This window comes from Micrococcus sp. iso_26 (assembly GCF_056172975.1).
Genome location: NZ_CM149652.1, coordinates 2024363 through 2038450, shown reverse-complemented (window position 1 = coordinate 2038450; position 14088 = coordinate 2024363). Strand labels below are relative to the sequence as shown.

13 protein-coding genes are annotated in these 14088 nt (G+C 73.8%); 6 read left to right on the top strand and 7 right to left on the bottom strand.

Annotated features, from left to right (window positions below):
- Positions 1-2: 2 nt before the first annotated feature.
- Genes AC0VX0_RS09480 through AC0VX0_RS09470 form a run of 3 tightly spaced genes read left to right on the top strand, consistent with a single transcriptional unit; the run spans position 3 to position 2589 of the window.
- Positions 3-995 (top strand): DnaJ C-terminal domain-containing protein, encoded by a 993-nt coding sequence (locus AC0VX0_RS09480; protein ID WP_396830000.1) that lies wholly within the window; start codon positions 3-5, stop codon positions 993-995.
- Positions 992-1543, top strand: a complete 552-nt coding sequence (locus AC0VX0_RS09475) for a heat shock protein transcriptional repressor HspR (protein ID WP_020626477.1) — start codon at positions 992-994, stop codon at positions 1541-1543. The genes AC0VX0_RS09480 and AC0VX0_RS09475 overlap by 4 nt, the downstream gene beginning before the upstream one ends.
- A complete protein-coding gene (locus AC0VX0_RS09470; protein ID WP_231866265.1) occupies positions 1522-2589 on the top strand; it encodes an alpha/beta hydrolase in 1068 nt (355 codons plus the stop codon). Before AC0VX0_RS09475 ends, AC0VX0_RS09470 begins: the two co-directional genes overlap by 22 nt.
- A gap of 22 nt (positions 2590-2611) precedes the next feature.
- Here the strand turns inward: AC0VX0_RS09470 and trmB are convergent, their stop codons facing one another.
- From trmB to AC0VX0_RS09455, 3 genes are all read right to left on the bottom strand, one after another.
- Positions 2612-3607 (bottom strand): tRNA (guanosine(46)-N7)-methyltransferase TrmB, encoded by a 996-nt coding sequence (trmB, locus tag AC0VX0_RS09465; protein WP_069941131.1) that lies wholly within the window; start codon positions 3605-3607, stop codon positions 2612-2614.
- 70 nt (positions 3608-3677) lie between these two features.
- Positions 3678-5021 (bottom strand): hypothetical protein, encoded by a 1344-nt coding sequence (locus AC0VX0_RS09460; RefSeq protein WP_101966068.1) that lies wholly within the window; start codon positions 5019-5021, stop codon positions 3678-3680.
- 5 nt (positions 5022-5026) lie between these two features.
- Entirely contained in the window at positions 5027-5773 is a 747-nt protein-coding gene (locus tag AC0VX0_RS09455; RefSeq protein WP_036382290.1) for a DedA family protein, read from the bottom strand.
- A gap of 200 nt (positions 5774-5973) precedes the next feature.
- On the opposite strand from AC0VX0_RS09455, the gene AC0VX0_RS09450 reads away from it, so the two are divergent.
- Positions 5974-6567, top strand: a complete 594-nt coding sequence (locus tag AC0VX0_RS09450; protein ID WP_020626481.1) for a hypothetical protein — start codon at positions 5974-5976, stop codon at positions 6565-6567.
- 99 nt (positions 6568-6666) lie between these two features.
- Here AC0VX0_RS09450 and AC0VX0_RS09445 read toward each other — a convergent pair whose 3' ends face one another.
- Genes AC0VX0_RS09445 through AC0VX0_RS09435 form a run of 3 tightly spaced genes read right to left on the bottom strand, consistent with a single transcriptional unit; the run spans position 6667 to position 9120 of the window.
- Positions 6667-7470, bottom strand: a complete 804-nt coding sequence (locus AC0VX0_RS09445) for an amino acid ABC transporter ATP-binding protein (RefSeq protein ID WP_036314233.1) — start codon at positions 7468-7470, stop codon at positions 6667-6669.
- A gap of 1 nt (position 7471) precedes the next feature.
- Entirely contained in the window at positions 7472-8302 is an 831-nt protein-coding gene (locus AC0VX0_RS09440; protein WP_020626482.1) for an amino acid ABC transporter permease, read from the bottom strand.
- On the bottom strand, positions 8299-9120 hold the full coding sequence (locus tag AC0VX0_RS09435; protein WP_122054602.1) for an ABC transporter substrate-binding protein: 822 nt from the start codon (positions 9118-9120) through the stop codon (positions 8299-8301). Before AC0VX0_RS09435 ends, AC0VX0_RS09440 begins: the two co-directional genes overlap by 4 nt.
- Positions 9121-9433: 313 nt before the next feature.
- Between AC0VX0_RS09435 and AC0VX0_RS09430 the strand changes: the two genes are divergently transcribed.
- A complete protein-coding gene (locus AC0VX0_RS09430; RefSeq protein WP_355504508.1) occupies positions 9434-10135 on the top strand; it encodes a hypothetical protein in 702 nt (233 codons plus the stop codon).
- A 4-nt stretch (positions 10136-10139) separates the two neighbouring features.
- Here AC0VX0_RS09430 and AC0VX0_RS09425 read toward each other — a convergent pair whose 3' ends face one another.
- Positions 10140-11321: a YihY/virulence factor BrkB family protein gene (locus AC0VX0_RS09425; protein ID WP_396830002.1), complete on the bottom strand. Its 1182-nt coding sequence runs from the start codon at positions 11319-11321 to the stop codon at positions 10140-10142.
- A gap of 146 nt (positions 11322-11467) precedes the next feature.
- Between AC0VX0_RS09425 and clpB the strand changes: the two genes are divergently transcribed.
- A complete protein-coding gene (clpB, locus tag AC0VX0_RS09420; RefSeq protein WP_095694926.1) occupies positions 11468-14062 on the top strand; it encodes an ATP-dependent chaperone ClpB in 2595 nt (864 codons plus the stop codon).
- The last annotated feature ends 26 nt before the right edge of the window (positions 14063-14088 follow it).

Genomic DNA, 14088 nt, shown 5'->3' with positions numbered 1-14088 from the left:
CCATGGCCTCGCAGGATTGGATGGACAAGGACTTCTACGCGACCCTGGGGGTGTCCAAGGACGCCTCCGATGCGGATGTGAAGAAGGCCTACCGCAAGCTCGCCCGCACCCACCACCCGGACCAGAACCCCGGGGACGAGGCGGCCGAGAAGAAGTTCAAGGAGATCTCGGAGGCGTACGCCGTCCTGAGCGACCCCCAGGAGCGCCAGGAGTACGACGCGATCCGCGCGATGGGCGGCGGCGCCCGGTTCTCCGCCCCGGGCGGTGCCGGCGGCGGCGGCTTCGAGGACGTCTTCGGCGGCATGTTCGGCGGCGGGGGCGGCCCCCGCACCACGCAGTCCGAGCCCGACCTGTCCGACCTGTTCAGCGGGATGTTCAGTGGCGCCGCCGGCCAGCCCGGCGGCTTCGGCCCCGGCGGCTTCGGCGATGCGGGGTACGCACGGCCGCGCCCCACGAAGGGCGCGGACCGCACCGCCACCACCACGATCTCCTTCCGCGGCTCGATCCAGGGCACCACGGTGTCCCTGCGCGGCCCGGACGGCGAGACGATCGAGGTGAAGATCCCGAAGGGCATCCGCGACGGCCAGAAGGTCCGTGCCCGCGGCAAGGGCTCGCCCGGCCCGGCCGGCCGCGGCGACCTGCTGGTCACCGTGCACGTGCGCGAGCACGAGTTCTTCCGCCGGGACGGGGACGACCTGCGGATCACCGTGCCGATCACCTTCCCCGAGGCCGCCCTCGGCGCCACGATCGAGGTGCCGACGCTGGATCGCTCCGTGAAGGTGAAGGTGCCGGCGGGCTCCCAGTGTGGCCGCGTGCTGCGCCTGAAGGGCCGCGGTGTCGAGCGCGGGACGACGACGGGTGACCTGCTCGTGGAGCTGCGCGTCACCGTGCCCACCACGCTCAACGACGACGCCCGCGCCGCCGTCGAGGCCCTGCAGTCCGCCACTGCCGGCGACGATCCGCGGCGGGAGCTGGCCCGGAAGGCAGCCTGGTGAGCGCCCGCGACGGCGCCGCCCGTGCGGACCGGGGCCGCGAGGGGGGTCCCGACCGGCACGCCCCGGTCTTCGTGATCTCCGTGGCCGCCGAGATGGCGGACATGCATCCGCAGACCCTGCGCCAGTACGACCGGCTCGGCCTCGTGGTCCCCGCCCGCCAGGACGGACGGCACCGCCGCTACTCCCTCGCCGACGTCGAGCGGCTGCAGACCGTGCAGACCCTGAGCCGTGAAGGCATCTCGCTGGAGGGCATCCGCCGCGTGATCGCGCTGCAGCGCGAGGTCGAGCAGCTGCAGGACACCGTGGTCGAGCTGGCTGCCCAGGTGGACCGCCTCCACCACGCCTCCCGCCTGGCCCGCGTCTTCACCGTGGGCTCCGGCGGTGACGTCTCGGCCCGCTACGCCGACCGGATGGCCGTCCGCCGTCACGCCGCGGCACGGGCCGGGGCGGACACCGCGGGCGAGGCCTGCCCGAGCGGCCTGCGGAGGCTGCCCTCCGGCGTCGCAGGCCTCCGACGGGTGCCCACGTGGCAGTCCGAGCAGGACTGAGCCGGGCGTCGTTCGGGGCGGCCGCGCGGTCCCGCGTGCAGGAGCGGCTGCGCGCCGACATGGCCCGGCGCGACGGCCTCGGCCGGCAGGCCCGGAGCGCCCTGGACGGGATCGTCCACGCCCTCAAGCCGGAGGGCATGGACCCGCACCTGCCCGCCCGGCATCTGCTGGACTACGTCCTCGAGGGCCCGGACGGGCCGCGCGCGGTGGTCGCCGCGGGGGACCCCGCGACCGCCACCCACCTGACCTGGCTCGTCTCTGGCATGGGCATCCGCCCCCAGACGGCCATGTGGGGGACGGCCCGGGAGGCCGCCCACCTCGCCGCCGCCCAGCGCGCCGCCGGCGCACCCCGCCCCGTCGTCATCGGGTGGCTCGGCTACCCCGCACCCACGCCCTGGCGGGTGGTGCTCGACGGCCCCGGCCGGCGCGGCGGTGCGATGCTCGCCGCGGATGTGTGGGCCTGGTGGGAGTTCCTGCGCCACGGGCCGGGGGAGGACGATGACGCCACCCTGGCCCTGCGCGCCCGCGGGACCGCCGTGCACGGGGCCGTGGAGGCCCACTCGTACGGCTCGCTCGTGGCCGCGCACGCCCTGCGCCTGCTCGCGGACCGGGGCCTGCAGCCCGACGACGCCGAGGCCCCGTGGCCGGCCGAGCGTCCCGTCGAGGCACTCGTGGTCTCGGGCGCGGTCGGCCTGCCCGCCGCCCTGGCAGCTCGGGCCGCGCACCTCGGCCTGCGGTCCGGACGGACGTTCCGCGCCCTGGCCCCGGGCGACCTCCTCGCCCGGGTCGGCCGCGCGGTGGGCCGACGTCGGGACTGGACGGACGCCGCCGTGCTGCCGGTGGCCCCGCGGCCCGGCCTGGCGGGGGCCGCCGTCCGTGGCCACCACACGGCCCGCTGGTCGCCGACGGCCTCCGAGGACGCCCCGAGGGGCTACCGGGACGCCGGGTCCGTGACGCTCGCGGCGACCGCGCGGGTGACCGCCGGCCTGCCGCTGTCGCCCGCCCCGGACGGCGCCGACCCGGCCGGGCCGGTCGCCCCGGTCTGAGCGGCTCCGTCGGGCCCCGTGCTCAGCGGCGGCGGTACGCCAGGTCGAACACGAGGCGCCCGGCCCGCTGGGACTTCGCCTCGAAGCTCGTGATCGGTCGACCCTCGAACCGGGGCGCCCAGCCGCCTTCGTGGTCCACGGGGTCCGCGGCCGCCGCGCCGGCCCGCGCCTCACCCAGGCCGGCCCGCAGCGGGCGCTCCTCCTCGGCCGCGCTCTCCCAGCCGGCGGGCAGCGGCTGGGCGCCCACCTCGGTCTCCCTGCCCTCTCGGCGCACCCGCGTGAGCGGGGAGTCCTCGCCCGCGGCGCGCCCGGGGAAGAGGTTCTCGAACCCCGGGTGCGCCTCGAGCACCTCGCGCATCTGCACGGCGTAGCCCGACCAGTCCGTCGCCAGCCGCAGCACCCCGCCGGGGGTGAGCACCCGCGCCACGCGGTCCGCGAAGGCGGGGGAGACCAGGCGGCGCTTGTGGTGCCGCTTCTTGTGCCACGGGTCCGGGAAGAACACCCACACCTCGGAGACGGAGCCGGGCGTGAGCAGGGCGTCCAGCAGCTCGGGGGCGTTGGCCTCCACGGCGCGGACGTTCTCCAGGCCCTGCTGCTCCACGCGCGTCATGAGCGCGGCCAGGCCGGGCACGTAGACCTCGACGGCGAGCACGTTCCAGTCCGGCCGGTCGGCGGCGGCCTGCGCCGTTGACTCGCCCAGCCCGGAGCCGATGTCGACCAGCAGGGGGGCCTCGCGCCCGAACACCCCCGCCCAGTCCAGTCGGGCCTGGCCGTCCACCGAGGTGGCGCCGCGGCCGCGAGGCACGTCCACGAGGACCCGCTCCGCCTGGCGGTCCCACACGGCCTGCCGCCCCGCGTTCAGGCGCGCACCACGTCGGACGAAGGAGACCGGCTCCCGTCGGACGAGGGCGGGGTCCTTGTCCCGATTGTGGTCGTGCGCGTGGACGCGCTCGGCGGGCGGCGGCACGGCGTCGGGGCCGGGTGCGTCCGGGCAGGGGCGGGGCAGGTGCTCAGTCATCGCCCCGATCCTGCCACGGCCGCGCGTCGACGGTGCAGACCGCGGCCGACGACGGCGCCCGGCGCCGGGGTCAGGGGGTGCTGCTGGAGCGGTCCCCCGACGTGGGCGACGCGGACGCGGAGGCCGTGGTGGCGGTCGGCTCGGGTGCGGACTCGGTCGGGTCCGGCGCAGGGTCCGTGGCCGGCGCGCTCGTGGACGGACCGGACGCGCTCGTGGACGGACCGGACGGGCTCGGGGACGTCGGGGTCGGGGACGTCGGGGTCGGCGTCGCGGAGGTCGGCGTCGGGTCGGGGGTGCTCGGCGTCGGACTGCCGGATCCCGTGCCCGACGGCGAGGACGAGGTGGGGGGAGACGACGGGGAGGACGGCGTGGCCGAGCGGGTGGGCGCGGGGGCCGAGGAGGACGGGGCCGTGCTGCTCGGCACCGGGGTGGTCACGCTGGGCGTCGGGGCCGCCGTGTCGGCGGGCGCGGACGGGGGCGGCACGGGTGCGCCGGTGGCCTCCTCCGTCCACGAGGACGTCTCGGGCTCCGGCTCGGGGGCGGGCTCCGGTTGCTGCTCCTCGGGGGTCGGGGTGGAGCGGTCCGGCAGACGCAGGTCGGCGGGGGCGGAGGCGGCGTCCGCGGCGACGTGGCCCAGGTCGGACAGCCAGGCGGTCGCCGTGTCCCGAGGGATCCGCACCGTCAGCACGCCCGCGGCGGCCGGCGCCATGGACGCCTGGTCCGCCTCGAGCATCAGGCTGCCGTCCGGCAGGAAGACCACCGCGTCCCAGACGCGACGGTTCTCCACCTGCTCCGGGGCGTCGACCGCCGAGTCCAGGCGCGAGCCGATCACGTCCGGGTCGTTGGCCATGCGCTGGCGCACCTCGGCGCGGAACGCGTCCCAGCCGTCGGGGGTGAAGAGATCGGCGGTCTCGAGCACGCGGTCCTCGCGGGCCGAGTACCAGATCACGTGCGAGGTGGACACGGAGTCCGTGCCGCGCCGCTCCGTGGCGAGCAGTCGGGCCGCGGCGATGTCCTCGGCCACGACGGCGAGCTGCGGCTGGATCTCCAGACGCGGGTCCGCGCTCGGGTCGGTGTCCCGGCGGTACTGGTCGATCTGGGCGCGCACGGCCTCGGCCATGGCCTCCGTCCAGGCCGGCGCCCCGGGCACCTGCAGCCACGCCCCGTGGTGGTCCGGGTCCTCGCCCTCGAGCACGGCGACGCTCGCCTCCGGCACCCGCTCGAGGTCGTGCGAGGGGACCTCGACCGTGAACGGGGCCATGTCCATGGACGGCAGGGCGGAGGCCGCCGTCGTGGCGGGCGCAGGCTCAGGCTGCGGCTCGGTGCGGGCACAGGCGCTCAGCGTCACCAGGGCGACGGCGGCCAGGCCGAGGGCCGCGCGGCCACGGCGGGGGGAGGGCAGGACGGGGTGCATGCGATTCACTTCCGGTGGTCGGAGGACTCCAGGATGGCCTCGACGCGGGCGGCCATCTCATCCGCGGTCGGCGGGCGCCAGTCCGGGTCGTTCCGGCGGCGGGCGTCACGGCGCAGGCGCAGGACCACCCAGATCGCGAGGAAGGCCAGGATCAGGACCAGGACGATGTTGGAGAAGACGTCCGCGTACTCGGAGACGACGTGGAACCGCTCCCCGAGCGCGTAGCCGCCGTAGACGAAGATCGCGTTCCAGATCAGGGAGCCCAGCGCCGTGAACAGGGTGAACTTCGCGAGGTTCATCCGCTCGATGCCCGCGGGGATGGAGATCAGGGAGCGGAACACGGGGACCATGCGGCCCAGGAACACGGTCCAGTAGCCGTATCGGATGAACCAGCGCTCGGTCTTGGCCACGTCCTCCATGTCCACCAGCGGCATGCGGTCCGCGAGGCGGTACATGCGGTGGCGGCCGAGCCACGCGCCGAGGCCGTAGAGGGCCAGCGCTCCGACGATCGAGCCGACCGTCGCCCAGACCAGCGCGGCATGCGGGCTGAAGGCGCCGCCGGCCGCGGTGAAGCCTGCCAGGGGCAGGATCACCTCGGACGGGATGGGCGGGAAGATGTTCTCCGCGAAGACGGCCAGGCCGACGCCGATCGGGCCGACCGCCTCCATGATGTCCACGACGATGTTGCCGAGCCAGCCGTAGTCGGTGGGCGCGGCGGCGGCCACGGTCAGGGGTGCGACGAGGGGGAGCATGCGCCCCATTGTCCATCATCGACCGCCTCCGCGACGTGGTGGAGGCGCCGACGTCGTCCGCTCTGCGCGCACAGCCGCGCCTCCGGGCGGGCGGGAGCGGGCTGCCGTTGGTACTGTCGGAGGTGCAGACCGCTCACCGACCGTTCGCGCCACACCCCACTCCACGTGCGTGCCGCGGGCCCTACTGGAAGGAAGACTCCATGAGCATCGTCCAGATTCCGCTGCGCCTGGCCTCCGGCGCGTTCATCCTGAACTCCGGCCTGAACAAGCGCGGCATCTCCGCGGAGCAGGCCCAGGGCCTGCGCGACATGAGCGCCCGCGGCCTGCCCGCGCTGGCCAACCTGTCACCGGAGCAGTTCAAGAAGTTCCTCGTGACCACCGAGATCGGCGTGGGCTCGGCCCTGCTGGCCCCGTTCGTCCCGGGCTGGCTCGCCGGCTCCGCCCTGACCGCGTTCTCCGGCGGCCTGTTCTCCATGTACCTGAACACCCCGGAGATGACCGAGGCGGACGGCGTGCGCCCGTCCCAGGAGGGCACCGCCGTCGCCAAGGACATCTTCCTGGTCGGCTCCGGCCTGGCCATCGCCGCCGACTCCGTGGCCAACCGCCCCGGCAAGCGCCGCAAGGCCGCCAAGAAGCGTGCCGCCCGCATCGAGGGCGCCCGCGACGCCAAGGTGCAGGCCATCCGCGACGCCCAGGACGAGAAGGTCGCCGCGATCCACGCCGCCCGTGAGGAGCAGGTCGCCGCGCTGCGCGAGGCCCGTGACGAGCTGAAGAAGCTGCGCAAGAAGGCCTGACGCCCCCGCCGCATGCCTGAGGGGCCCCGCCCGGACCACGGTCCAGGCGGGGCCCCTCACGCATGCGCCCGCCCACCGGGGCACGGCGGGCGGGCAGGCTCAGAGATCGATCTCGGTGGGGTGCAGCACGCGGCGCAGGAAGTCCTGGGTGCGCGGCTGCTGGGGATCGGAGATCACCGCGGCGGCCGGGCCGGCCTCCACCACGACGCCGCCGTCCATGAACACGACCCGGTCGGCCACCTCGCGGGCGAAGCCCATCTCGTGGGTGACCACGAGCATGGTCATGCCGTCGCGGGCCAGCTGACGCATGATCGCCAGGACGTCGCCGACGGTCTCGGGGTCGAGGGCCGAGGTGGGCTCGTCGAAGAGCATCAGCTGCGGGTCCATGGCCAGCGCACGGGCGATCGCCACGCGCTGCTGCTGACCGCCGGAGAGCTGGTCCGGGTAGCGGTCCTCGAGCTCGGCCAGGCCCACGCGGGCCAGCTGCCGACGGGCGACGTCCACCGCCTCGGCCTTGCCCCGCTTGAGCACCTTGAGCTGGGCCACGGTGCAGTTCTCCAGCACGGACAGGTGCGGGAACAGGTTGAACTGCTGGAACACCATGCCCACGTGCCGGCGCAGCACGTCCAGGTCCACGTCCTCGTCCGTGACCGTGAACTCACCGACCGTGACGACGCCCGAGTCGGGCTTCTCCAGCAGGTTCACGCAGCGCAGGAGGGTGGACTTGCCCGAGCCGGACGGGCCGATCAGGCACACGACCTCGCCGGGGGCGACGTCGAGGTCGATGCCGCGCAGCACGTGGTTGGCGCCGAAGGACTTGTTGAGGCCGGCCACGTGCACGCCGGCGGCGTCCGCGGCGGCCACCGCGCCGAAGGATCCGGTGATGGGGTTCTGCTGGGCCATCTCAGTGCCCCTTCTTGGTCGAACGGGCCTCGAACCGGCGGGCCAGCAGGGACAGCGGCACGGTGATCACGAGGTAGAACAGGCCGGCCACGAGGATCGGCGTCATGCCGGCGTCGAGGGCGGAGATGCCGTCGCGACCGAACTTGGTGAGCTCGTACTCGTGCGCGGCCAGGCCGAGCACGTAGACCAGCGAGGAGTCCTTGGTCAGGAGGATGACCTCATTGGTGAGCGGCGGCAGCACGATGCGGAACGCCTGGGGGATCACGATGGTGACCATGGCCCGCCACGTCGGCATGCCGAGGGACCGGGCCGCCTCCATCTGGCCGCGGGGCACCGCCTGCAGGCCGGCACGCAGGGTCTCGGCGATGTACGCGGCCGAGACCATGCCCAGGGCCACCATCACGACGACGGGGATCGGCCAGGACACCCCGAACGCGAAGGGCACCCCGTAGCCGAAGGCGAGGAACACCAGCAGCGCGGGGACGCCGCGGAAGAACTCCACGTAGGCGGTGGCCAGCCACCGGTACGGGCCGAACGAGCTCAGGCGCATGAGCGCGAGCACGATGCCGCCCAGCAGGCCGACGACGAACGAGGTGACCGTGTAGAACAGCGTGTTGCCCAGCCCCACGAGGATCACGTTGGGGAACATCGGGGCCACGGCGGGGAAGTTCAGGACGTTCTCGGCGAGCGCGCCCCAGTCGATGAGGACGGCCAGGACGACGAGGGCGAGGACGAAGACGGCCGCCTGGATGATCAGGGACAGCCGACGACGGCGGCGCGCGCGGCCGGGCTTCATGGCCGGTGCCGGCGAGACGGGGGCCTGCGTGCTCATCGGTAGTCCTCCTGTGCCTGACCGAACCAGCGCTCCTGGAGCTCGGCCACGGTGCCGTCGTTGCGCAGCTCCTGCAGCGCGCGGTTCACGGCGGAGCCGAGCTGCGCCTTCTGCGGGCCGACCGCCATGCCGAGCTGCTCGCCCGTGGGCAGCGACTCGACCACCTCGAAGCGATCGTCGTCCTTGAGGGAGTAGAGCAACACGGACTGGTTGCCCAGGGCGGCGTCCACGGTGCCGGCCTGCAGGGCCTGGACCTGCATGCCGCCGTCCTCGAACTGCACGGGGCTCAGGCCGTTCTGCTGGGCGTATTCGTCGCCGGTGGTCGCGGCCTGCACGCCGATCCGGCGGCCCTTCGCGGAGTCGACGTCGGTGATGCCGGAGCCCTTCTTCGCGACCAGGACGAGGTCGTCGTCGAGGTAGGGGAGGGTGAAGGCCATGACGCGCTGGCGGGCCTCGGTGATGGAGATCGACGAGGCGTTCACGTCGCAGCCGGTGAGCGAGGCACCCGACTCGATCGCCTCGAAGGAGGAGTCGATCACGTTCACCCCGAGACCCAGCTTCTCCGCCACCGCCTCGACCAGCTGGATGTCGTAGCCGGTCAGCTCACCCTTCTCCTCGAACTCGAAGGGCGGGTAGGGGATGTCGGAGCAGACCGTCAGGACGCCGGGCTGGACGAGGCCGTACGAGGTGCTCAGGTCGTCATCGGACACGATGCCGGCGGATCCGGCGTCGCCGCCGAGGACGGCGCAGCCGGTGAGCAGCGCCGCCGACGCGGTGAGCCCCACGGCGCCGAGGAGGCGGGAGTGGATGCGGGTCATGGAGTGCCTTCTGTGCCGCCGTCGGGAGGACGGGCGTGCGGGTCGGAGGGAGCCGGCAGAGTGACGTGTTCCGCCGTGATTGGTGGTCATCGTAGTGCGTCGGGCCCGTCGCGGGCGCCGGGAGACGACTCGTCGCCGCGGAGCGAGCCGATCGACCGGTGGCCCTGCCGCGGCCCGCCCCAGCAGACGAAGGCTGGCCTCGCGCTGTGGGGATTGCCAGGCTGGTCACATCGTCGTCACCCGGTCTGAGAGGTCTCTCATCCTCCGCACCGCCGCCCCCGCCCGCCCCGTCGCCACCCTGTCCCTGCTCGCGGTGGGCGCCCACGCGCTCGTCGGCTGTGCCGGGGGCGGCGGCGAGGCCTCGTCCTCCGCGTCGGCCGACGCGTCCGAGTCCGGCCCGACGGGGGCCGGCTCGGACCTCACGGACGAGCAGGAGGAGCGCGTGGAGGCGCTCGAGGACGTCCTGCTCACGCCCCAGACCGCGCCCGACGGCGTGTTCACGGACATCGAGACCCAGGCCGGCGGCGGTGGCGAGCCGATCAGCACCAGCCTGAGCCTGACGGGCGTCACCCCCACGGGCGCCTGCGCGGACCTCATCGAGCAGATCAACACGCAGCAGGCGCCCGGGCTCGGCGGTGCGCTGGCCCAGTACGAGGTGGACCCGGCCGCGGTCACCGGCCTGGCCGGTTCCCAGGCCGGGGCGTTCGGCATGGTCGCGGTCACCGAGGACGGCACCGATCTGCTGGAGCCCTTCGGCGAGCTGGCCGACACGTGCGGCACGTTCGGCGACCCGGACGGCGTCGAGGCGGCCTTCACGACGGTGCCCGGCGTGCCGGACGCGGTCCACATCTCCCTGGGGAACTCGGGCATGGACACGGCCTTGTTCACCATGATCGTCGGCGGCGTCACGGACGGGGACGAGCTCGTGTACCTCGGCATGGTGGGCCTCGACGAGGAGATCGCGGCCGAGACGCTGCGTGCCCAGGTCGAGGCGTTCGAGAAGCGGGAGCGCTGACCTCTCAGTCGTCGGGCCGCGGCGTCGGCTCGAGGCGGGCGCCGTCGTCGGACACCGGGTCCGCGTGGAACGGGCTGCCCGAGCTGACGTCCTCCGGGCCTCGCCCTCCCGACTCGACCGCGAGGAGGCGCCCCTCCTCGGAGAGCAGGGGTGTGGCCTCGATCGTGAGGTCCTCGCCGGCGCGCACGGCGTCGGCCACGAGCCGGGCCAGGCGGCGGTTGCGGGCCTCGTACCGTTCGGAGGCCTCGAGCACCGCGGTGTGCCGCGTCGCCAGCTGGATCTCGACGGAGGCGTCGATGCCGACGGCCAGCTGGCGGGCACGCAGCACCTCCGCGTCGAAGGCGGCCCCGGCCAACAGCACGATGCACGCCACCCACGCGAGGGCGAGCACGCCGATCGCGGAGTTGATCCGCCCGACCACGGCGAACTGGCCGAACCGGTCCGTGATCCAGCCCAGGGCCATGGTGGCGCCGAAGAGCAGGACCACCACGGCCACGGCGCCGAGCGAGAGCGGGCGGTAGCGGGGCTGCCGGACGTTGGGCCCCAGGCGGTAGGCGAGGGTCACGATCAGGGCGATCACCACGAGGATGACCGGCCACTTCACCACGTTCCACGTCTGGACCGTCTCCTCCGGCAGGCCGACGGCCTGGCCGAGGCGCTGGGAGAGGTCCCCGCCGACGACCACCAGGATCGTGATCAGCACGGCGCCGAGCATGAGGGCGAGCGTCTCGATGAAGACCACGAGGCGGAAGTGGAGGAAGGGCCGGCCCTCGCGGGTGTCGTGGATGCGGTGCATCGCCCGGTGGAACGCACCGACGGCGCCCGAGGCGGACACCACGGTGCCGACGGCCCCGAGGACGACGGCGCCGGTGCCGGGCCCGGCCGAGCCGAGGGTCAGGATCCATTCGCGGACGACGTCGGGCGTCAGCGACGGCCAGATCTCGGCGGCCAGGTGGGCCGCGGCGTCCACTGTCTCCTCCTCGACGCCCAGCAGCGAGACCACGGAGAGCAGGGCGATGACGGTGGGCAGCAGGGACAGCGCCCCGAAGAAGGTCATGGCGGCGGCCACATCCCAGACCTGCAGCTCGAAGAGCCGGTGCAGGGTGCGGCGCAGGACGTACAGCAGGGACACCCGCGGTCGGGTGTACGTGCGAAGGCGCCGGGGCGCCGCTGTGGAGCCGGCCATGGCACCAACGTACCGGCGCGCCGGGGAATAGCCCTGGTGCGTGGAGGGTTGAGCTATATAGACTCAACTTCGTCTGCGGCGGGAACGGCCCGCGGTCGACGGTTGTCCGACACCCCGGGACACGGGAGAGAAGGAGCCAGTAGTCCATGGATGCCAAGTTCACCACCAAGAGCCAGGAGGCGCTCTCGGCTGCGGCCATGAACGCCTCCACCGCCGGCAACCCCCAGGTCGAGCCGGCCCACCTGCTGAAGGCCCTGATGGACCAGCGGGAGTCCGTCGCCGTGGCCGTCCTGAAGGCCGCCGGGGCCGACCCCGACGCCGTCTCCACGGCGGCCTCCTCGGCCATCCGACGCCTGCCCTCCACCCAGGGCAGCACGGTGGCCCAGCCCCAGTTCTCGCGCGCCGCCCTGCAGGTCGTGCAGAACGCGCGCACCCAGGCCGAGCAGCGCTCGGACGAGTTCGTCTCCACCGAGCACCTGCTGCTCGGCGTGGCAGCGGACTCCGGCGAGGCCGGTGAGGCACTGCGCTCGAACGGGGCGAGCCTCGAGGCGCTCGCCGCCGCCCTGACCCTGGTGCGCGGCGACTCCCGCGTCACCACCCAGGACCCGGAGACCACCTTCCAGTCCCTGGAGAAGTACGGCACGGACCTCACCGAGATCGCCCGCTCCGGCAAGCTCGACCCGGTGATCGGCCGCGACGCCGAGATCCGCCGTGTGGTGCAGGTGCTCTCGCGCCGCACCAAGAACAACCCCGTGCTCATCGGCGAGCCCGGCGTCGGCAAGACCGCCGTCGTCGAGGGCCTGGCCCAGCGGATGGTGGCCGGGGACGTCCCCGAGTCCCTGCGCGGCAAGACGCTGATCAGCCTGGACCTGGGCGCCATGGTCGCCGGCGCCAAGTACCGCGGCGAGTTCGAGGAGCGCCTGAAGGCCGTCCTCGAGGAGATCAAGGCCGCCGAGGGGCAGGTCGTCACGTTCATCGACGAGATCCACACCGTCGTGGGCGCGGGCGCGTCCGAGGGCGCCATGGACGCCGGCAACATGCTCAAGCCCATGCTGGCCCGCGGCGAGCTGCGCCTGATCGGCGCGACCACCTTGGACGAGTACCGCGAGAACATCGAGAAGGACCCCGCCCTGGAGCGCCGCTTCCAGCAGGTCTTCGTGGGCGAGCCCAGCGTGGACGACACGATCGCCATCCTGCGCGGGCTCAAGGAGCGCTACGAGGCCCACCACAAGGTGGCCATCGCCGACTCCGCGCTCGTGGCCGCGGCCACGCTGTCCGACCGGTACATCACCGGCCGCCAGCTGCCGGACAAGGCCATCGACCTCGTGGACGAGGCCGCCTCGCGCCTGCGCATGGAGATCGACTCCGCCCCGGAGGAGATCGACGTCCTGCGCCGCCAGGTGGACCGCCTGACCATGGAGGAGCTCGCCCTCGAGGGCGAGACGGACCCCGCGTCCATCGAGCGGCTCGAGGCCCTGCGTGCCGAGAAGGCGGACCGCGAGGAGGAGCTCACCGCCCTCACCGCCCGCTGGGACGCGGAGAAGGCCACCCTCAACCAGGCCGGCGACCTGCGCGCCAAGGTGGACGAGCTGCGCTCGCTCGCCGAGAAGGCCCAGCGCGACGGCGACCTCGCCGAGGCCTCCCGCCTGCTGTACGGCGAGATCCCCGCGCTGGAGAAGCAGCTCGAGGAGGCGGACCGCGCCGCCCGCGAGGCCGACCGCTCGGCCACCGAGCCGATGGTCTCCGAGGAGGTCACGGCGGACGACATCGCCGAGGTGGTCTCCGCCTGGACCGGCATCCCCGCCGGGCGCATGCTCACCGCCGAGTCCGAGAAGCTGCTCACCATGGAGGAGCACCTCGCCGAGCGGCTGATCGGGCAGCGGGACGCCGTCGTCGCCGTCGCGGACGCGGTGCGCCGCTCGCGGGCCGGCATCGCGGACCCGAACCGGCCCACCGGCTCGTTCCTCTTCCTGGGCCCCACGGGCGTGGGCAAGACCGAGCTCGCCAAGGCGCTCGCGGAGTTCCTCTTCGACGACGAGCGCGCCATGGTGCGGATCGACATGTCCGAGTACGCGGAGAAGCACTCCGTCTCCCGCCTGGTCGGCGCCCCTCCGGGCTACGTCGGCTACGACGAGGGCGGCCAGCTCACGGAGGCCGTGCGGCGCCGGCCGTACTCGGTGGTGCTGCTGGACGAGGTGGAGAAGGCCCATCCCGAGGTCTTCGACATCCTCCTCCAGGTGCTCGACGACGGCCGCCTCACCGACGGCCAGGGCCGCACCGTGGACTTCCGCAACGTGATCCTGATCCTCACCTCGAACCTGGGCTCGCAGTTCCTCGTGGACCCGACCCTGGACGAGGCCGCCAAGCGCGAGTCCGTGATGTCCGTGGTGCGCGGGGCGTTCAAGCCCGAGTTCCTCAACCGCCTGGACGAGATCGTGCAGTTCGACGCGCTCACCGTGGCCGAGCTGACGCGGATCGTGGACCTGCAGGTCGAGTCCCTGCAGGCGCGCCTGACGGACCGCCGCCTCACCCTCGAGGTGTCCGACGCCGCCAAGGCGTGGCTCGCCGAGGCCGGGTTCGACCCGGCCTACGGCGCCCGCCCGCTGCGCCGCCTGGTGCAGCGCGAGATCGGCGACCGCCTGGCCCGCGGCATCCTCGCCGGGGAGATCGCGGACGGGGACACCGTGGTCGTGGACCGTGCCGAGGGCGAGAACGGCCTCACCGTGACCCGGAAGGGCTGACGCCGGGACCGACGGACCGAGGGCCG

What these genes read in the sequence shown, in the direction of transcription:
- AC0VX0_RS09480 (WP_396830000.1), top strand. Translation starts at nt 3, where the DNA reads ATGGCCTCGCAGGATTGGATGGACAAGGACTTCTACGCGACCCTGGGG.
- trmB (WP_069941131.1), bottom strand. Translation starts at nt 3,607, where the DNA reads ATGACTGAGCACCTGCCCCGCCCCTGCCCGGACGCACCCGGCCCCGAC.
- AC0VX0_RS09460 (WP_101966068.1), bottom strand. Translation starts at nt 5,021, where the DNA reads ATGCACCCCGTCCTGCCCTCCCCCCGCCGTGGCCGCGCGGCCCTCGGC.
- AC0VX0_RS09455 (WP_036382290.1), bottom strand. Translation starts at nt 5,773, where the DNA reads ATGCTCCCCCTCGTCGCACCCCTGACCGTGGCCGCCGCCGCGCCCACC.
- AC0VX0_RS09450 (WP_020626481.1), top strand. Translation starts at nt 5,974, where the DNA reads ATGAGCATCGTCCAGATTCCGCTGCGCCTGGCCTCCGGCGCGTTCATC.
- AC0VX0_RS09445 (WP_036314233.1), bottom strand. Translation starts at nt 7,470, where the DNA reads ATGGCCCAGCAGAACCCCATCACCGGATCCTTCGGCGCGGTGGCCGCC.
- AC0VX0_RS09440 (WP_020626482.1), bottom strand. Translation starts at nt 8,302, where the DNA reads ATGAGCACGCAGGCCCCCGTCTCGCCGGCACCGGCCATGAAGCCCGGC.
- AC0VX0_RS09435 (WP_122054602.1), bottom strand. Translation starts at nt 9,120, where the DNA reads ATGACCCGCATCCACTCCCGCCTCCTCGGCGCCGTGGGGCTCACCGCG.
- AC0VX0_RS09425 (WP_396830002.1), bottom strand. Translation starts at nt 11,321, where the DNA reads ATGGCCGGCTCCACAGCGGCGCCCCGGCGCCTTCGCACGTACACCCGA.
- clpB (WP_095694926.1), top strand. Translation starts at nt 11,468, where the DNA reads ATGGATGCCAAGTTCACCACCAAGAGCCAGGAGGCGCTCTCGGCTGCG.